The organism is Aerococcus sp. Group 1, assembly GCF_000193205.1.
In the GTDB taxonomy this organism is placed as follows: Bacteria; Bacillota; Bacilli; order Lactobacillales; family Aerococcaceae; genus Aerococcus; species Aerococcus urinae_A.
On sequence record NC_015278.1, the window covers coordinates 120,965 to 139,957 of the forward strand.

An 18,993-nucleotide genomic window follows, 5' to 3' on the forward strand; every position below is an offset into this window, starting at 1 on the left:
AAAAATATTCACTGATAAGAGAATTTATTTCATTTTATCTTTTGCCTGGAATAATGTATGATTAATCACAAGAGGGTCGGTAACCGCTTCCATAATGGCACGGCTTTTACTTTAAGTCAAGGGCGGACTTTTCTCTCTAGCAAGCAACTTGTGACTTAATTATGAATATTTTTCACTTAAAAGGGATGACGAACGAGAAAGGAGCTGGAGAATGTTTGACAATTTACTTTATGAAATAAATCACCAGGTGGCGACCATCACTATGAATCGCCCGGATTCTGCCAATGGCATGGACCAAGGGATGATTAAGGACCTTGTAGCCGCCTTTCGCCAGGTAGAGACGGAGCCTGACGTCCGGGTAGTGGTGCTTAGGGCCAAGGGTAAGCTCTTCTCCGGTGGGGGCGACATGAGCTGGATGAATGAGATGATCGACCAGGGGCAGACCTTTGACTCCAGTGACATCTACCGGGCCAATCAAATCGCCCAAGCCATCCGCAATGTCTCTAAACCCGTTGTGGCTGCTGTTCACGGTACCGTGGCAGGTGGAGCAGCAGGAATTATCATGGCCTGTGACTTCCGCATTATGAGTGACAAGGCCAAGATCGTGCCAGCCTTCTCCAATATCGGTTTGAGTGGCGACACCGGTTTGATTTATTCCTTGATGTTGTCTTTAGGCTTTAGCCGGACCTATGAAATCATGGCCCTAGGACAAATCATTTCGGCCCAAGAAGCCAATGATTGGGGCCTAGTCACCCGCTTAGCCAGTCCGGAAGACTTTGAAAACACGGTGGCTGATTTTATCGAGCTCTTAAAGAACCGCCCTACCCTGGCCTTGGCGAGACAGAAACAAGCCATGAATGCATTCTTCTACCAAGACCTGGCCAAATTCGGTCTCAGCGAAGCCGTAAACATTCCTTACCTTTCTGGTACAGAGGACTTCAAGCAAGCCATTAAAGGCTTTGTCAATAAGGAAGAGGTTCACTTTCAAGGCAAGTAGCTTAAAAAAGTTGTGAATTAAAAAATGATAAAAACTAAGGAGGATCTATCAATGACAGATGTATGTGAAATGTTAGGCATTAAATACCCAATCTTTTGTGGCGCTATGGGGGGGATTTCCCGTCCAGAATTAGTGGCTGCCGTATCCAATGCTGGCGGCATGGGGATCTTGATGACTGCTGGGATGAAGGATGAAGAAAAAATTCGCCAAGCGGTCCAAAAAACCCGGGAATTAACCGACAAACCCTTCGGCGCTAACGTGGCCATTATTTCTGGTAACGCTAAAGAAGTGCTGGAAGTCCTCATTGACGAAGGCGTGAAATTCTTTACCACTGGCGCTGGAGACCCGATTCCTTATATTGACATGATCCACCAAGCCGGCGGAAAGATCTTCCCAGTGGTACCAAGTGCCCGGGTAGTCCGTAAGGTGGAAGACGCTGGTGCAGACGGTGTGGTTGTTGAAGGGATGGAAGCCGGTGGCCACGTCGGTCAAGCGACAACCATGACCCTGACCCGCCAAGCCGTTGAAGCGGTTGACCATGTCCCTGTTATTGCAGCGGGTGGGATTGCGGACGGCCACGGTTTAGCGGCTGCTTATGCCCTCGGTGCTGACGGCGTCCAAGTCGGAACCGTCCTCGTTGCTTCTACCGAAGCGCCGATCCATGATAACTACAAACAAGCCATCGTGGATGCTAACGATACCGCCACCTTTGTGTCAGGTTCCATGACCGGCGCACCGATCCGGATTGAAAAGAATGCTGCCGCTCAAAAACACCACGACATGGATATGGACCCAGAAGTGGACGTCAAAGCCATCGAAGCTTACACCATTCCTTCCCTAACCAAGGCGGCGGCTGAAGGGGACGTGAAGGAAGAAATCGTGACATACGGGCAAATCGCTGGTTTAGTCCATGAAGTCCGCCCGGTGAAAGAAATCATCGATTCCATCTTCCAAGAAGCTAATGAAGTCATTGACGCCTTAGCTGCTAAGAAGATTTAAAGAAGAGAGTGTGACAGTCACAAAATAGGACGAGAGCGCTGGAGCTAAAGGGCGAAAGAATTCTCAAAAAGGATGGGAGGGCGCCGTCAAAGATTTGAATCACTGGAGGAAAATACCATAAGCACAGGACACTGTGCGTTGGCATTTTCTGAAGTGACTTCAAAGCTGGCGCCCGAGTTCAACTAGAGAATTTGTTGACCTTTAGTAAAGCGGACGTTCGTCCTGTGACTGGAACAGGTTTTGAAAAGAGACTAGGACTTTTGACCTAGCCTTATCACTTAAAAAAGTAAAAATATTTCAAGGAGGAAAATGAAAGCATGAGTGAAACACGTAAAGACTTAATTCCCGAATACGGCCCCTTACATGGGGTAAGAATCCTGGGTTTAGGGTCCATTGTGGCCATGCCACATGCCGGTAACCTCTTAGCCGACTTAGGGGCAGAATTTATCCAAATTGAACGCCCCGGCATGGGAGATTCATTACGGATGTTGGCACCTTTTTCCAAGAAAACCAAGGTATCCAACGGCTGGATGCAAGATGCCCGAAACCGTCTAAGCATTACCTTAGAATCCAACCTCAACAATGAAGAGGCCAAGGCAGTTTTCTTAGACCTGATCAAAGAAGTCGACATCTTCATGGACAACATGGTTTGGTTGAAGAAATTAGGGATTGATGATGAAGAAATGTTGGCAGCCAATCCCAAATTAGTTATCTGCCACGTGTCTGGTTTCGGGCAAGAAGCCTTTGGTGGGGCAGAAGGCGTTTCTGGCCGGGCATCCTTTGACATGATCGGTCAAGCTTACGGTGGTTTCTTGAACTTGAATGGGGAACCTGACCAAGCACCAATGATTGTGAAACCTTACTTAAACGACTATGTGTCTGCCTTAAACGCTACCTATGGGGTATTAGCAGCTTATATTCACGCCCAAAAGACCGGCAAAGGCCAAGTGGTGGATGTGGCCCAATATGAAGCCATGGCCCGGATTTTGTCCGATACCTTCGTCACCTATACCGAAAACGGGGAAGACAAAGAACGGACCGGCAACAAGACCACTGCCTTCCAACCATACGGCCTCTTCTTTGACAAGAATGGAGAATACGTCGTTGTTGGTGCCTTTGGGCGGAACGTCTACAACCGTTTCTTGGAAGCAGTTGGCTTCGATAAAGAATACTTCGCCTATGAAGTGGCCGGTAACGGGGTAGAAGCCGTGATGTCTGAACGTGGCCAAGAGCTCGACCAAAAGATTAAGGAATGGTGTAGCCAACGGACCGCTAAGGAAATCGAAGAAACCCTCAACGCTCACCGGGTACCAGCTTCCAAGGTTAACAAGGCCTCAGACGCGCTCAATTCCGAACACTTCAAGGCCCGTAACAACTTCGTCACCTATACCGACCAAACCAGTGGTGAAGAAGTCACTGCCTTTGGTGTCGTGCCTCACATGAGCGAAACCCCAGGGAAAGTATGGCGGGGCGCTCCAGCCATGGGTCAAGACAACGAACTCGTTTATGGCGAGCTCTTAGGTTACTCTGAAGACAAGATCGCCGAATTAAAAGAAAAAGGGCTTATCTAGAAATAAGGATGTGAGGGCGCCACAAGAAACTTGAATCAATGGAGGAAAATACTATAAGCACAGGAAGCTGTGCGTTGGAATTTTCTGAAGCAACTTCAAGGCTGGCGTACGAACTCAACTATTAGAGTGTGACAAGCGCACCAGTTTATAAAAACAGCTCCCTCTTAAGTGATAGTACTTAGGGGGAGCTGTTTTTGTATGGTTAATGGAGATTAGCGAGGACTTTGATGAATTTAGCCACCTGGTCATTGGGCTCCTTGGAATAGATAATACCGTAGGGAACCCCAGGGCCAGACCAAGCCAGGGGGATAGTGATGAGGGAAGGGTGGATGTCTTCCCAAACATCTAAGGACAAGAGAATGGCTCCTGTCTGCTCACAACGGTTAAAGGTCGAAAGATCATAATAGTAAGCCGCATCGATAATATGGATACTGCGGTAGTGAGACTTGAGATAGCTTCTTAGGGCGTCATTACTTTGACTATGGCCCTCCTTTACCATAATTAAATCCTGATCGTTGAGGTCTTCAAGTTGGATACAGGCCTTGCCTTTGAGGGGATGGTTTTTAGCCATAGCACAGGTCAGCTTAGCTTCTTTCAAGGGCAAGAGCTGGACGTATTCTAGCCATTTCAAGGAATCGCAAGCCCCCACCATGAGGTCAAAGCCTTGGCCTAGGTGTTTAATGGTCTCGAGAATGCTTTGCTGGTTATCTTCAAAGGGCACGACTTCCAGTTTAAATTGGGGGTAGTGTTGGTTGAAACGATGCCACAAAGGAAAAAAGTCCTGGGCAGGATTTAAAAAGGACCGCCCCAAACGAATCAGGTAAGGCGATTTTTGGGCGATTTGCTTGGCTCGGTGTATGGCTTTTTGACTTTGGTCAATAAGAGCGAGACTATCCTGGTAGAAACTGTGACCCGCTTCGGTGAGCTTAACCCCGCGACTGGAGCGTTGGAAAAGATCGAGACCCAGGAGATCTTCTAAGCGGTCGATTTGTTTCTTAACAGCAGTCGGACTGATATACAAACGTTGAGCTGCCTGGCTGAAGGACCCTTCTTGGGCCACGGCAATGAATATTTCTAACTTGCGACTATACATCCTTAACCTCCTGTCTACTCGCTTTAACTTCTGGTTAATACTATTATAACCTTTTTGAACTGTTAAGGCAGCGCTTTTTAGGGGATAATACTAGTGAAACAGAGTGATTTGCTTAGGATTTGTGAAAAAAGAAAGGAAAGGAAAGGAAAAAATGAACAAGATTACTTTAAGTAATGGTGTCCAAATGCCGCAACTGGGTTTTGGTGTCTATCAGATTGAGGATTTGGACCTCTGCCAAGCAGCGGTAGAACATGCCTTAAAAACCGGCTACCGTCTGATCGATACCGCTGCCGCTTACTTTAACGAAGAAGCCGTGGGCAAGGCGATTCAAGCCTCTGATGTGCCACGCCAAGACATCTTCCTAGTCAGCAAGGTCTGGATCCAAGATTATGGCTATGAAGCGACCAAGGCAGCTTTTAATCGGTCCTTAGAGAAACTCCAAACCGATTATTTGGACTTATACCTGATCCACCAGGCCTATAATGACTATTACGGCGCTTGGCGGGCCATGGAAGAACTCTATGAATCCGGCAAGGTCAAGGCCATCGGGGTATGTAACTTCAATAGTCGCCAATTGGTTGACTTAATTAGCTATAACCAGATCAAGCCCCATGTGGTCCAAGTCGAATTTAACCCACTCTTCCAACAAGAGGGCTTTAGACAAGTCCTAAATGACTACGACATTCAATTGATGGCTTGGGGACCCTTTGCGGAAGGACAGGGCAATCTATTTAATCACGAGGTCTTAAAAGCTATTGGCGACCAATACGATAAGACCCCGGCTCAAGTGATGTTACGCTGGAATTTGGACCAAGGCTCAGTCACGATCCCTAAGTCTGTACATAAGGAGCGAATCGAAGAGAACTTTGCGATTGGGGACTTTACTTTGAGCGCAGAGGACCAAGACAAGATCAAAGCCTTAGACCAAGGGAAGAGCATCGTTATTGATTTTGATGACCCTGAAACTGTGAAAGCCTTAAGCCAGTTTAAGATCCACGATTAAGAGTTCACTAGTCTAGCTGAGAAGAAGGCTAGCCGTGACTTGTGGGTCCAGGGGAGAAATAGAGGAGTACAAGCATGAAAAAAATTATTCAAACAGCCGGTCGGGACGCTTTAGGCGACTTTGCGCCAGAATTTGCCCATTTTAATGATGATATTCTCTTTGGTGAGAATTGGAATAATGAATCGATCTCTATCAAAACCCGGTGCATCATTACCTTAGTCGCCTTGATGAGCATGGGAATCACGGACTCTTCTTTAGTTTACCATCTCGAAAATGCTAAAAAGCATGGTGTCAGCCAAAGAGAAATTGCTGGCATCATCACCCACCTAGGCTTCTATGTGGGTTGGCCCAAAGCCTGGGCCGTCTTTAACCTGGCCAAAGATATCTGGGCCATCCATGAGGGCGACTCGACCTACTCAAACCCGGCCATGGCTGCCCATGCTAAACGGATGCCCTTCCCAATTGGAGAAGAGAATACCGCCTTTGCTCAGTATTTTATTGGCAAGAGTTACCTGGCTCCTTTATCAAGTCAACAAGTGGATATCCATAATGTGACTTTCGAACCGGGATGTCGCAATCACTGGCATATTCACCATGCTAGTCAGGGTGGGGGACAGATACTGATTGCGGTTGCTGGGACCGGTTACTACCAAGAGTGGGGACAAGACCCAATTAAACTAGAACCTGGTCATGTCATTAATGTGGGCGCCGGCGTCAAGCATTGGCATGGGGCCAGCAAAGAGGACTGGTTTTCCCATATCGCCATCGCCGTCCCTGGCCAAGATACCAGCAATGAATGGTGTGAACCCGTGGATGACGACTATTACCAACAATTAAAGTAAAAGCGGACAATTTTAAAATAAAACCAGGTCCCCAATAAGTCTCAATACTTAGAGGGAGCTGGTTTTCTGATGGAGAGAAAGTTAAGGGATAAAGGGAAATCAAATGCAATGTACTAGTCTTCACTCACCAAGGCATAGACTCTGGCCGGGAAACTCGGGGCGCCTTTGACCTTTAGCGGGGCAACGACAATGACTGCGCCTTGGGTCGGTAGGGCGGAGAGGTTATTTAAGACTTCGACCTGATAGCGGTCTTGGTCCAGCCAGTAAAATTCACCCGGTAAGGCTTCTTGGTCGTGGTAGACGTGGCCGGGATCGGTATCCAGGTTTTCATGGCCAATGGCTTTGACGTCGCGTTCGTGGGCTAAGAATTCCAAAGCCTCAACGGTCCAACCGGGGGTGTGGGCAATACCGTTTTCGTCTTCATTATAGAAGGCTTTTGGGTCATCCCAGCGCTTGGACCAGTCGCTAGCAAAGGCTACAAAGGTCCCGGCTGGAATCTTACCGTGGTCGGCTTCGTAGTCAAGGATAACGTCTTTAGTCACTGAAAAGTCGGGATCGGCAGCGACTTCTTTTTCCAGGTGGAGGACATAGAGCGGCAAGATCAATTCATCCAGGCCCACCCCATCTAGGAGCCGCTTCCCGGCGGCAAAGTGGCCGGGCGAATCGATATGGGTCCCGTAGGAAGTGGCCAGGGTGTATTCCTTAGCATAGAAACCATCTTCTTCGATGGTATTTAGGGTTTTCTCTTGTATGGGAGAGAAGGCATTGAAGAGAGGAATATTTTCGTGTAATTCATGGGACAGGTCGATGCGTTTAGCATTTAATAATTGAGAAAGATCTTGTGACATAGGGCATAGCTCCTTTTTATTCCTTAGTGACTAGTGACTTACTTTAGTTCTTTTGATGTGTTTTTATCTTAGAAAAGAGCAGGGAGAAATGCAAGGGTTTAGTCGCTAAGACTCGCCACTTAGGGGGTAGGCTTGCTGTGATGACGGGCTTTTAGGAGGTGTACAGAATAGTGATCACTAGTGATTTGAAGCCTGAGGAGACTCTTCTCTTATGCGGCGATGCTTCCTTTCATATCAGCACTTATCGCTTGAAGCGATTAAAAATCGGGGAGAGGCTGCCTTGACTGGGGTTCGCTTGTAACAATCAATTGTTAAGTAAAAAGCCCATCAAAGCAGGGATTGACAGGCTTAGATAAAGGGACTATGATGGACCCACAATAACTTATAACTAATGAAAGTGCGGGAGCAGAGCTTGACTAGGCATTTAGTCCCATCTGACTGAAAGACCGTAGTCAATCCTCCCGCGACCTTCAAGCATTGTTAAACGTCGACTGTCGCAACGCATCCGAGCAAACCTCCATTTAGGTTGCTGAATGGCTTGTGGCGGGACCGTGAAAGAGGTGGTTAAGCGAAAAATGATCAGTCGAATGTTACCCAATAGAAAAAGGGACTTGATAAAGAAAGCCTTGAATCAGTGACTTCTCTGGAAAAGAAGAACTGGATCAAGGCTTTTTTATTGGCTGTTAAAAGGCGGTGAAAATCTTTAGCGTTTCAATTTTTGAATGGTTTCAATGACTTGGTCCGGCTGATTGGGCTCTACAGCAATTCGCTGGGTCGCTTGGGCCATTTTATAGGTTTCATGGATGTAAGTTGACTCTGGAATGGCGGAAAAGTCAGGGAGATCGAAACGCAAGGGGATATTATAAAGGTTAATGGTCCCATCATGATTGCTGGAATAGGTTACCACCCCATCGATGAGCCGATTGCCAGTCAATTGGGTCACGGTTTCTGGGTATCTTGCCCCATTGGCTAGGTAGGGGTTAATGAGCGTGCCCTGAGGGATAATATGGACATTGATGGTGTCCGCGTCTTGGTTAGGGCCTAGTTGGAGCCAGATGCGGGCGTATTCAATGGCTAAGGGGTCATAAGCTGCTAGGGGATCAGTGTTAGAGGCGGAGGCATGGCCTTCATCGCTCTTTTCTTCACTGCTAGCGGTCGCACTGTCCACTTGCTTTGGACTAGGGGCAAGTGCTTGCTCAGAATTATCCTGGGAAGTGTCTGCAGACTCCTTAGCTGGACTTTGAGAGTGGCTCATGGATTGACTAGAATCTTGTTCAGGCGCTGAGGAAGTCTCCTTGGATTCTTTGGATGGCGAACAGGAACAGCCAAGTAGAGTGGCAGCTATTAGTGCCAATGACAGATAGTTTTTCCATTTCATGACGTTTCACCTCTTTAGTTAATTATATCATATAATGAATACAATTAAGCGCTTTCTAGTGAATGAGAGGAGTAGTCACGGTCCAGGACGACATGAATCCAGAGAAAAAAGTGAGCCTATGCTATACTAAGTCAAACCCAAATGAAAAAGAGATGATAAAATGACCACCATCAGACCGATCCAAGCTAAAGATGATAGGCAACTGGCTAAAATTATTAGACATTCATTAGAATCGGTAGGCTTAGACCAACCAGGAACGGCCTACTATGACCCAGAACTAGATCATTTAAGCCAGTTTTACCAAGCCAAGCCTGAAAGTCGCGGCTATTTTGTCGCTGTAGATGACAATGACCAGGTTCTTGGTGGGGTAGGCTTTTCGGCATGTGAGCTTTTCGACCAATCCGCTGAGCTACAAAAGATTTACCTAGCCCCAGGAGTCCGAGGTCTGGGCTTAGGCCAGGCTTTGATGGAAGAATTGATCCGGCAAGTCAAGTCAGCCGGCTACCGCCAATTGTATTTAGAGACCCATTTCTCCTTAAAAGCAGCCATTGGTCTCTATCAAAAATACGGCTTTAAGGAAATTCCTCAACCGGAAAATTTGATTCATACGACTATGGATCGTTTTTTCTTGAAAGATTTAGAGGATTAGCCCCTGGGAGAAATCCTGATAACAAGGAAAAGACACAGAGAGCTGTTAAACAAAGAACAGTTTTCTGTGTCTTTTTTTAGTTTTTATTGGAAGAGGTAGACTTTAATCGACCCGGTAATAAAATCTTTCGGGGGATTCAATATAACCCATATCCTGTGTCACGATGAGACGGTCACGGCTTTGATCCGAGGCATCAGTATATTGATGGAAGACAATCTGACTGCCTGCAGGAGCAACGATTAAGCCAGACCCAAATGAACCAGCGAGCAGGTTGGCCCATAAAATTTGCCCTTCAATTCTTGCAGTCGTCGTCTGTACGATTTCTCCAGTACTTACTTGGCCGTTTTGGCCAATAGTCATCTCCTCACCCAGACCATTACGCCAAGTTCCTGCTAGTGTAGACAGATCTCCTGCTTGGATTTGCTTGATGTCTACGCCCTGATGGCTAGCAGAGGGCGCCGGCTCACTGGCGGCTGTTGAGCTAGGTTGGCTGGCTTTTGGTGCTAATTTTTGCCAAGGCAAAGAGTCGATATCCAGTTTTTTGTCATTTTCTAGGCCCAGTAAGGGGGCAGGGTCCTTGGTCTCTTGTAAGTCGTAGGCCACTTTCTTAACTTCTTCGACTTGCCCATCCTTAGTGATGCGATAATTGGTCGCCTGGGCATCGGGACTTGGGGAGTGGAAAGTGTTGAAGACAAAGCTACCGTTGTCATAGAGAGTAAGGAGCCGACGTTCGCCACCAGAACCCGCAACGCCACCCTCCTTGGCCAGTATGGGTTTATCGCCTTGCAGGGTATAGATGGCAATAATGGTATACTGGTCTCGTAAGATTAATTCATCTTGGCCATCCTTATTGATGTCATAAAAAGCATATTGGATGTTTTCCCCATTGGAATCATTAATAATAAAAGCCACGTAAGAAGTTTCAGGGTCTTCGATAGTCGCTTTTTGGATGTCATGGTTCTTGGCCAGGTTAACGATTTCTTGATACCAATCGAGAGTGGCTTGGTAGAGTTGATGGACTTGCTCTGGTGTTTTACTTTCGGGCTTTTCAGCCTTATCGTCTTGATGCCCTTCTTTTTCTTTACTGTCCGCTTTTTCTGAGCTAGCTTCAGAAGTCACTGCCTCTTGGCTTTGGGAAGTGGCTGTTGACTGGTTACTGTCTTTTTGGCAGCCGACTACAAATAGGCTGACTAAGACGGATAAAGCGAGGAGAGATCGCTTTTGTTGGTGGATTCGTGCTAGCATGGTGGTTTTTGGTAAATTGATTTTCTTCATATGTCCTCCCTAAGGTTAAAATTTGACAAGTATTAGGATGGTTAATCCTATCATCTTATGCATTGAAAACCCTTTCCTTAATTAAAGACCTTGGGGATGCCTTTGTCAAGGGGATTTGGGGGAGTTTAGAGAGGATGTTTTGCTATGATTATTGCAAAGATCTGGATTATAAAATCAGGCGATTAATCAAAATATTTTCCACTACTGATATAAGTGAGTAATAAAAGACATTATATTTTATTTCCATACTATCTAAGACCAGCCAGCTTATATTTACGAGCTGGCTATTTTTTTCGACTAAGCCATTTATCCATAACAAGAAGTAAATGATTACTATTGATCGTTTACGGGAAAGCTTTTTCTGATTGAAGCTGTCGATCAAACACCACCTTAAGTTGAAAAAGCTGAATTGACGCCTTTTTTAGCAATAAAGCCAATAGGGCAAATGCATTTTTAACTCCTTAATAGCAAAAGACCTAAAGCGCCGATTATAACTGATAGTGAATGGGTATCTTGGTCGTATTGCTAGACCAAGAAAGATTATGCTAAACTTCCAAACTAATAACTGCCTAGTTATTAAATAAATCCTTGAAGAGAAACTGACGAGCCCAGTGCCCGTATTTTTCTTGGATAGAGATAAAACGAATGACCTTTGGAGGTAAATCTATGAAAAAATTGTTTTGTCACTTGTTGCTATCGCCCTAGTTGCTGCGGGTTTTCTATATTTTTCTCACCAACAAGAAGAGAAGAAGGTAGTTCTCGGTGTTAGCGGACAGAGTGCAGGAATGGTTAAATACGTTGAACAAGCCTTGAATGAAAAAGGCTACAAGCTGGAACTGTCTGTTGCAGAGAGTACTATTGCAAGTAATGAAGGCCTGATGGATGGGTCAGTCGATGTCAATATCATGCAACATGAAGCTTATATGAATCAATTTAATAAAGACCGTGGTGCGAGCTTAGTCAAAGCCGGAAAGCCTCTCTTTGAACAATTTATTGGTGTTTACAGTAGAAAGTATAAATCCCTGGATGAGCTTCCTGATGGGGCCAAAGTAGCTATTCAAAATGATGCCTCAAATATTCAACGAGCCCTCCGTGTCTTAGAGCAGGCCAAATTAATTGAAGTCAAACAAGATATTCCTAAAGGGGAAACACTAACGCCGCTCGATGTGACCTCTAATCCGAAAAATCTGGAATTTGTGGAATTAGGTGGCGGGACCTTGATCGAGTCCCTGGATGAAGTGGATATTGCGGTTTTCTGTGGTCTAGCAGCAAATAAGGCCGGCTTTAAGACCGAAGATGCCCTGTATAAATTTGAACCCAAAGATTTAAAGGCCAATGCCCTTATCCTAGCCACCAAGGATGGTAACCAAGATAAAGAGGCGGTCAAGATTATCCATGACGCCTTTGAATCCAAGGAATCCGTCGAACTGGTCAAAGAGGTCAGCGGCGGGACCTGGTTCCCTTATACAGGTGATTAAGATGACTGAGCCTTTAGTAGAAATCAAACATTTGCGCAAGTTCTATGGAAATTTTGAAGTCTTATCGGATATTAACCTGACTATCAATGAAGGGGATATCTATGGCCTAGTTGGCAAGAGTGGGGCCGGCAAGTCGACCTTGCTGCGCTGCATCAACGGTTTGGAAAGTTTTGATGCGGGATCTATTCAAGTCCTCGGTGAGGATATTCAAAGCTTATCAGGCAATTCTCTTAGATACCTGCAAAAAGAAATTGGCATGATTTTCCAGCAATTTGAGTTAATTAATCGCAAAACGGTCCGTGACAATGTCGCCCTGCCCTTAAAATTATGGAATATTGAAGAGAATGACCAGCGGATCCAGAGTTTATTAGACTTAGTGGATATGTCGGCCAAGGCAGACGCCTATCCCAGCAAGCTATCCGGTGGCCAAAAACAGCGGGTAGGTATTGCTAGAGCTTTGTCCTTGAACCCTAAGCTTCTCCTCTCTGACGAAGCCACTTCCGCTCTGGACCCCTCAATTACCCGGTCAATCATTGACCTCTTACAGAAGATCAACCAAAAATTGAAGCTAACCATTATCGTGGTCACCCATGAAATTGAAGTGGTGAAAAAGATCTGCAATAAAGTCGCCATTCTAGAAAATGGCAAGATTGTTGCCGCAGGGAATACGGTGGATCTATTCCTTGACCAACCACCCGCTTTAAGGCGCTTAATGGGACTTGAAGCCGAGACCGAACCCCAAGTGGAAGCTGGGCACTTTGCCTTTAAGTTGGTTCTCCCTGATGTTGACCAGCAAAAGGACCTCTTATCGCGAATTTTTTCCGACTTACAAATTCCTTACACGATTGAGGACGCCCATTATGAGGAAATTAATGACCGAACTACCGCTTATTTTAAAATTCAGGTCGCTGCCCAGCACCGACCACTTGTGGAAGCCTATTTGAAAGACCATCAGATTGAATGGAGGGAATAAGATGGAAGCGAGCTTAATAAAATTATCAGCAATTTTAGGGCCATCGGTTTTTGACACGGCTTATATGGTGTTTTTTACCATGATTTTATCGACCGCCTTAGGTTTTATCATCGCGGTGGCCTTGTATTATACCGATAAGGAAGGGCTGCGACCCAATGCTCTTATTTATGGCATTTTGGATGCCTTCATTAATATTGTCCGGTCCTTTCCCTTCATTATCCTGGTCGTGGCTGTCATCCCCTTAACCCGAAGCATTGTTGGCGGGGTTATCGGGCGCACAGCAGCCTTGGTGCCCTTAACCATCAGTGGAACCGCAACCGTGGCACGCCTATTAGAGAATTCCTTCCGTGAGGTCGGGCGATCCTTAATTGAGGCCATCCGCTCATTTGGCGCCAGTGACTACCAAATCATGAAGGAAGTCGTCTTAGTGGAAGCGGCGCCCCTGGTGATTGTGAACTTAACCGTGGCCATTATTGGAATTATCGGGACGACTTCAGCTGCCGGAACGGTTGGCGCTGGAGGACTGGGGTCAGTGGCCATTAACTATGGCTACAATAGCTTTGACTCAGTCATTATGTACGGGACCATCCTCGTAATTATCCTCCTGGTTCACTGTGCCCAATTTGTTGGCAACTACCTCTATAAACAGTCTCTAAGATAGCCCCCTGTAAAATGAATATAATGGAGAAAACAAAGATGAGTAAAATTGAATTAATCAGAAAAGTTATTAATAAAGAAGTCACTGACTATGTTCCCTTTTCCTTTAAGTCACACCTGCCTCAAGTCGACCATGATCCGGTAAAATATGCTCAAGCGCTGGCAGAAAAAGTTAAGCAATATGACCTGGATTATGCTGGTCACAGCAGTAACGGGCTGTTTACGGTGGAGGACTATGTGGATGAGGTGGACCATTCGCCGGTTTATAAAGGAGGCGTATCCAGAGTGGTTAAGACCCCTTATAACCAGCCAGGAGATTTAAAAAAGCTACCCCATAACCTCGATATTAGTACAGCCAGCTACCAGCGCGAGTTAAAATCGCTGACTTACCTATTAGATCTTCTTGGTGACCAGGTGCCGGTTACGGTGATTTCCTTCAGTCCGCTGACGATTCTGGATAAGTTGACCCAGGGTCGGGCGGTCGAATTTATCCGGAGTGAAGAAAAGGAGCTCATTCATCAAACGCTGGAAAACTTGACCAATGTCCAAGTCCAATATGTTCAGGCAGCCTTGGACTTGGGAGCCGCTGGCGTCTACCTGGCTTCTCAGTTTATTCGCTATGACCGGGTAACGGAGGAAGAATACTTAGAATTTGGTAAACCCTATGACTTAAAGATATTAGAAGCTTCCAAGGCGGGTTGGTTTAACAGCTTCCATGCCCATGGGACTAATATTATGTTTGACCTGATCAAGGATTATCCCATCCAAGTCTTTAACTGGCATGCCTTTGAGTCCTTACCCAGCGTAGAGGAAGTCTTCCGGTATAGCGATTTCGTCCTGAATTGTGGGGTTGACCGCTTTAGCTTCAACGACTTCAACCGGAACCTCATCCGTGATCAAATCTACCAAATCTACAAAGCCACCCAGGGGCAACGCTTATTACTTAGCCCCTCTTGTGGGACCAATAGCTTCTTTGACCCTGAGCTGATTTACTATATCAAGAAAGTCAAGGCGGAAACTGACCGCGTTTTTAATTTAAGGACTGAGGCTTAGTGGTTTGTTGGTGTTTATAGATAAAAATGATGTAGAATTTAAAAGGCACAGCAGTCCGCTAGTCATTGAAGGGATTGCTGTGCCTTTTTGTGAGTTGAAATTTTAGGTTTAGTCTACACGATAAAAGAATTCATTTGGGTATTCGATCATGTCATAAGTGTGTCCTCCAAGCAAGCGGTCACGGCTTTTATCTGAGGCATCAACTAGGTGATCCATAGAGTTATAAACTTCTACTCCTGCCGGAATAATGTAAAAGGCTGCTCCACCAATATAACCATCTGTGGCTCTAAGATCTGCCACTAAAAATTGACCTTCCCTTTTGCTACCATCCAAATTGATGAAGCTGTGGGGCTCGACATAGCCGTCTTCATGAATGACAAATTCCTGTCCGCGACCATTACGCCAAGTTCCTACCAGAGTGGAAAAATCCCCTGCTTGGATTTGATCGATATCAATACCTTGCTGGTCAGAATCAGTCGTCTGATCCTCAAGACTTGTGGCGGTGGACTCATTGGCTGAGCTTTCAGATTCAGTCTCTTCCGCTTGGCTTTCACTTTCAGCCTTTTCTTCCTTGGCAGCTTTTTCTGCTTTTTCCTCCTCTTGTTTGCTCTCAGACTCTTCTTTGTTGGATTCTTTTTCCTTGGCTTCTTCTTTTTCTGAACTGGATTCAGAACTTACCGATTCCTGGCTTTCGCTGGTGTCAGTGGCTTGGTCAGGATTGTTTTGGCAGCCGACAAGGAATAAGGCAAGTAGGGCGGTTAGATATAGGAATCCTTGTGGTCGTTTCTTCATATTATTTCCTCCATTAAGATATTGTTTGATAGTTGATTGTCTCGTTATAAAATACAATGAAAACACTTTCTTTAATTAAATCCGGTTAGAATGGATTTGTCAAGGGGATTGGGGTGAATTTGTCTTTAATAGAATGATAAACATAGGATAATTGATAAATTATTAAAAATAGAAAGCATTGAGCGATTTAATATTTTTTAAAGTAAAAAATAAAACAACACTACCGCAATCACTAAATTAGCCTTATTCTTTGTTATACTTAAAAGAGTTAAAGTTTTTAAAGGAATTAGGTGTATTTATGGACGGTAGTATTCAAAATTTAGCTAACTTTCTGAAACGGTCTTCAAAGATCATTATCCCTGTTTACCAACGTAACTATGATTGGAAGTTAGATAACTGTAAACGTTTATTTTCCGATTTGATGAGTATTCATGAGGAAGGACGCCGGACCCATTTCTTCGGGTCCATTGTTGTAAAACCAGGCACCCTGATAGATGAAACCATTGTTATTGACGGTCAACAGCGGATTACTACGGTTTCTTTACTATTTCTAGCTTTGTGTAATTGGATGGACGATAACAATGTCAGTGAGGGGTCCTTCACGAGTGAGAATATCCGTGATGAATACTTGGTGAACCGCTTGTCTAATGAAGCTGATAAATATAAATTACGGCTGAATATTGAAGACGATAAAATTTATAAATTATTACTGACAGATCCCAAACATGCAGAGCGGGCAGTTGATGTTGGTAATACCAATGTGCTGGACAATTATAATTATTTTTACCAACAAGTAGAGCAAACGTCGCTGTCTATTGTTGATCTGATACAAGTGATTTCCAGGCTTGAAGTGATGGGGGTTAATTTGAGTTCGCCGGATGATGATGCTCAATTAATTTTCGAAAGCCTTAACTCAACTGGAGTGGATCTTACTGAAGCGGATAAGATACGGAATTTCCTCTTAATGAATGAAAACCAGGAAGACCAAAATCGTTATTTTATCACTTACTGGCATCCAATAGAAAAACGGACCCAATATGATTTAAGCTTATTTTTCTGGTATTACATGGCCATTAAGCAAGGCAAGTATCCAGTTAAATCGCGCTTATATGAAGATTTCAAAAGGTTTTATGAGAATAATTTCACGGACAAGGAAAGATTTTTTAAAGAAATTAATGATTATTCCTATGCCTTTCAGGAAGTGGTATCAGCCAATACAGGACACCATGCCATTGATGATATTCTATTCCGCCTTAGTCAAATCGATCTAACAGTAATGCGGCCTTTCTTGATGTCATTGATCCTGGCCTATAATAAGGGAGAACTATTGGAGGATGAGGCGGTTGCTATGTTAGAACTGATCGAATCCTTTACTGCTCGTCACATTATCATTAAATCCTCAACAAACCTATTTAATAAATTCTATTCTTCCTTATACCGTGATTTTCAACGGATCTATAAGCAGGCTAAAGAAGAAGGCCAATCCGTAGAAAAAGTCGAAGTTCTAGGCGCTTTACTGGTTAATAAGTCGAAAAATATAGCCTTCCCTAAAGATGAAGAAGTCTTACCTGACTTACGGATGAGGGATTTCTATAATATTCGCCCTAATTATCGGACTTATCTCTTTGAGCGATTAGAAAATTATAATCATCATGAGATTTTGAATATTTATCAAGGGATAGAGGAAGGAAATTATTCGATTGAGCATATCATGCCACAAAAGTTAAGTAAAACTTGGATAAATGAACTAGGTCCTAACTATGAGGCGATTCATGAAAGTTACCTAAATCGTTTAGGCAATTTAACTATCACTGGTTATAATTCCAAATATAGTAACAAGTCCTTTCAAACCAAGAAGACCATGGACAAAGGCTTTAATGAGAGCCATTTCGTATACCTTAATGCCTTGCCTAGGGAAGTGGACCATTGGAATGAAGAAACCATTAAGGAAAGAACACGTCTCTTAGCGGATAAAGCCTTGGAAGTATGGCCCTATCCGGACGTTGATTTTGAAATTAAAACGGAGAGCCAAGATGGATTAGAAACTTATGACGGGGAAAAAGATTTTAATAGCTATCAGATTAAAGGCTATATCTTTCGGGACCAGGAATATCGGCCGGTCAAAAATTGGAAAACCTTGTTGATTGAAGTTTTACAAGAACTTGCTTATCTGGACTATCAAACCCTTTATCAAATAGCAGAGGAACAAAAATCACGGGGCTGGCAAACGCGTTTGTCAACGAGTGAAGGTGAATGGCGTAATCAGGTCACTAAAGATATCTATATTGATACGGGCATTAATAATTGGAATAAGATGAACATTATTCGCCATCTTTTCGATATTTATGACATTGAATACAGTGAATTGCAGGTAGACGTACGTCCGCCTAAAAATAAGCGATAAAATTGAAAATAAAGGCTGAGACGATGGTCAAAGCCTTTTTTGATTTAGTGAAAGCTTAAAGCTAGTCAAGGATCTTTTGGGTTTTTTACTGGTTTACAGTATAATTAGAATTAAAAACTTTTTTATTATTTGAAGGTGGAGTGACTATTAATGTCTGAACAAGTAACGACCATTCAACAGGCTCTATGGAATTCGGCGAATGTGCTGCGTTCAAAGATGGATGCCAACGAATATAAGAACTATACCTTAGGAATTATTTTCTATAAGTTTCTATCCGACCAACTATTAGAAAAGACCTGTGATTTGATGGGGGAAGACTTTGTCGACCTTAACCAAGCGCAAGCCCTATACGAGGAAACTTATTATGATGAAGAGGACGGTGAAGATCTCCTTAATGAATTAAGATACACCTATTCTTACACCATTCATCCTGACTTTACCTTTACCAAGTTTATGGAAAAGATTAATGATAATAACTTTATGCTGGAAGAGTTAGCTCAGGGTTTCCGTGATATTGAACGGTCCCATCCTGATTTCGAGAACTTATTTGAAGACGTGGACCTCATGTCGCGCCGCTTGGGCCCAACACCTCAGAAACGTAACCAAACCATTACAGCGGTGATGAAGGAATTAGCGGGACTGAACTTTGCTAAAAATGCGGACCTCTTAGGGGATGCCTATGAATTCTTACTGGGTCAGTTTGCCTCTGAATCCGGGAAGAAAGCGGGAGAATTCTATACGCCCCAACCCGTCTCAGAATTAATGACCCGGATTGCTATCCAAGGAAAAGAAGACAAGCTAGGATTGACGGCTTATGACCCAACCATGGGGTTTCGTGTCATAATAGTGATAGAGGCAAATAGTTATGTAAATATAAGGAGTTCAAGACTTCTACCAAAGTTTAAAACTCAAAAAATAAATAGTTGGTGTGCTGCTTAGAGTATCCATTTTAACAATGGGTATTGTAAATAGCATACCAAT

The 18,993-nt window shown here is 44.3% G+C and carries 17 protein-coding genes; 12 read left to right on the top strand and 5 right to left on the bottom strand.

The annotated features are described in order from the left end of the window. Positions 1-211: 211 nt before the first annotated feature. The 3 genes from HMPREF9243_RS00565 to HMPREF9243_RS00575 all read left to right on the top strand — a co-directional run bounded on the left by HMPREF9243_RS00565 (position 212) and on the right by HMPREF9243_RS00575 (position 3,567). A complete protein-coding gene (locus HMPREF9243_RS00565) occupies positions 212-997 on the top strand; it encodes an enoyl-CoA hydratase/isomerase family protein (protein ID WP_013668768.1) in 786 nt (261 codons plus the stop codon). Positions 998-1,048: 51 nt separating this feature from the next. Beyond that, positions 1,049-1,996 (top strand): nitronate monooxygenase family protein, encoded by a 948-nt coding sequence (locus HMPREF9243_RS00570; protein ID WP_013669897.1) that lies wholly within the window; start codon positions 1,049-1,051, stop codon positions 1,994-1,996. Positions 1,997-2,313: 317 nt separating this feature from the next. Next, positions 2,314-3,567, top strand: a complete 1,254-nt coding sequence (locus tag HMPREF9243_RS00575) for a CaiB/BaiF CoA-transferase family protein (RefSeq protein WP_013668464.1) — start codon at positions 2,314-2,316, stop codon at positions 3,565-3,567. Between the two features lie 202 nt (positions 3,568-3,769). On the opposite strand, the gene HMPREF9243_RS00580 is transcribed toward HMPREF9243_RS00575, so the two are convergent. Then, positions 3,770-4,660 (bottom strand): LysR family transcriptional regulator, encoded by an 891-nt coding sequence (locus tag HMPREF9243_RS00580; RefSeq protein ID WP_013669927.1) that lies wholly within the window; start codon positions 4,658-4,660, stop codon positions 3,770-3,772. A 151-nt stretch (positions 4,661-4,811) separates the two neighbouring features. Here HMPREF9243_RS00580 and HMPREF9243_RS00585 point away from each other — a divergent pair, with 151 nt between their 5' ends. Together HMPREF9243_RS00585 and HMPREF9243_RS00590 are read left to right on the top strand one after the other, a co-directional pair. Next, the gene (locus HMPREF9243_RS00585; RefSeq protein ID WP_041705737.1) at positions 4,812-5,663 is read left to right on the top strand and encodes an aldo/keto reductase; all 852 of its coding nucleotides are present in this window, start codon (positions 4,812-4,814) and stop codon (positions 5,661-5,663) included. 74 nt (positions 5,664-5,737) lie between these two features. Beyond that, entirely contained in the window at positions 5,738-6,505 is a 768-nt protein-coding gene (locus HMPREF9243_RS00590) for a carboxymuconolactone decarboxylase family protein (RefSeq protein WP_013669361.1), read from the top strand. 113 nt (positions 6,506-6,618) lie between these two features. Here HMPREF9243_RS00590 and HMPREF9243_RS00595 read toward each other — a convergent pair whose 3' ends face one another. Both HMPREF9243_RS00595 and HMPREF9243_RS00600 read right to left on the bottom strand, forming a co-directional pair. Further along, on the bottom strand, positions 6,619-7,353 hold the full coding sequence (locus HMPREF9243_RS00595) for a cyclase family protein (RefSeq protein ID WP_013669522.1): 735 nt from the start codon (positions 7,351-7,353) through the stop codon (positions 6,619-6,621). 703 nt (positions 7,354-8,056) lie between these two features. Further along, positions 8,057-8,731: a hypothetical protein gene (locus tag HMPREF9243_RS00600; protein WP_013668974.1), complete on the bottom strand. Its 675-nt coding sequence runs from the start codon at positions 8,729-8,731 to the stop codon at positions 8,057-8,059. Between the two features lie 160 nt (positions 8,732-8,891). Here HMPREF9243_RS00600 and HMPREF9243_RS00605 point away from each other — a divergent pair, with 160 nt between their 5' ends. After that, on the top strand, positions 8,892-9,380 hold the full coding sequence (locus HMPREF9243_RS00605; RefSeq protein WP_013669347.1) for a GNAT family N-acetyltransferase: 489 nt from the start codon (positions 8,892-8,894) through the stop codon (positions 9,378-9,380). Positions 9,381-9,482: 102 nt separating this feature from the next. Here HMPREF9243_RS00605 and HMPREF9243_RS00610 read toward each other — a convergent pair whose 3' ends face one another. Beyond that, entirely contained in the window at positions 9,483-10,655 is a 1,173-nt protein-coding gene (locus HMPREF9243_RS00610; RefSeq protein ID WP_013668815.1) for a DUF6287 domain-containing protein, read from the bottom strand. Between the two features lie 680 nt (positions 10,656-11,335). Here HMPREF9243_RS00610 and HMPREF9243_RS00615 point away from each other — a divergent pair. Genes HMPREF9243_RS00615 through HMPREF9243_RS00630 form a run of 4 tightly spaced genes read left to right on the top strand, consistent with a single transcriptional unit; the run spans position 11,336 to position 14,816 of the window. Further along, positions 11,336-12,133 carry a MetQ/NlpA family ABC transporter substrate-binding protein gene (locus tag HMPREF9243_RS00615; RefSeq protein ID WP_013668601.1) on the top strand — a complete coding sequence of 266 codons (798 nt, stop codon included), beginning with the start codon at positions 11,336-11,338 and terminating at the stop codon, positions 12,131-12,133. 1 nt (position 12,134) lies between these two features. Further along, positions 12,135-13,106 carry a methionine ABC transporter ATP-binding protein gene (locus HMPREF9243_RS00620; protein WP_013668981.1) on the top strand — a complete coding sequence of 324 codons (972 nt, stop codon included), beginning with the start codon at positions 12,135-12,137 and terminating at the stop codon, positions 13,104-13,106. Position 13,107: 1 nt separating this feature from the next. Next, on the top strand, positions 13,108-13,767 hold the full coding sequence (locus HMPREF9243_RS00625; RefSeq protein WP_013669554.1) for a methionine ABC transporter permease: 660 nt from the start codon (positions 13,108-13,110) through the stop codon (positions 13,765-13,767). Positions 13,768-13,802: 35 nt separating this feature from the next. After that, on the top strand, positions 13,803-14,816 hold the full coding sequence (locus HMPREF9243_RS00630) for a uroporphyrinogen decarboxylase family protein (RefSeq protein ID WP_013668572.1): 1,014 nt from the start codon (positions 13,803-13,805) through the stop codon (positions 14,814-14,816). A gap of 108 nt (positions 14,817-14,924) precedes the next feature. Here HMPREF9243_RS00630 and HMPREF9243_RS00635 read toward each other — a convergent pair whose 3' ends face one another. Further along, positions 14,925-15,608: a DUF6287 domain-containing protein gene (locus HMPREF9243_RS00635; RefSeq protein ID WP_013669219.1), complete on the bottom strand. Its 684-nt coding sequence runs from the start codon at positions 15,606-15,608 to the stop codon at positions 14,925-14,927. A gap of 298 nt (positions 15,609-15,906) precedes the next feature. Between HMPREF9243_RS00635 and HMPREF9243_RS00640 the strand changes: the two genes are divergently transcribed. Together HMPREF9243_RS00640 and HMPREF9243_RS00645 are read left to right on the top strand one after the other, a co-directional pair. Further along, a complete protein-coding gene (locus HMPREF9243_RS00640) occupies positions 15,907-18,012 on the top strand; it encodes a DUF262 domain-containing protein (RefSeq protein ID WP_013669213.1) in 2,106 nt (701 codons plus the stop codon). Between the two features lie 150 nt (positions 18,013-18,162). Continuing rightward, the gene (locus HMPREF9243_RS00645; protein ID WP_013669921.1) at positions 18,163-18,951 is read left to right on the top strand and encodes a type I restriction-modification system subunit M N-terminal domain-containing protein; all 789 of its coding nucleotides are present in this window, start codon (positions 18,163-18,165) and stop codon (positions 18,949-18,951) included. Positions 18,952-18,993 lie beyond the last annotated feature (42 nt).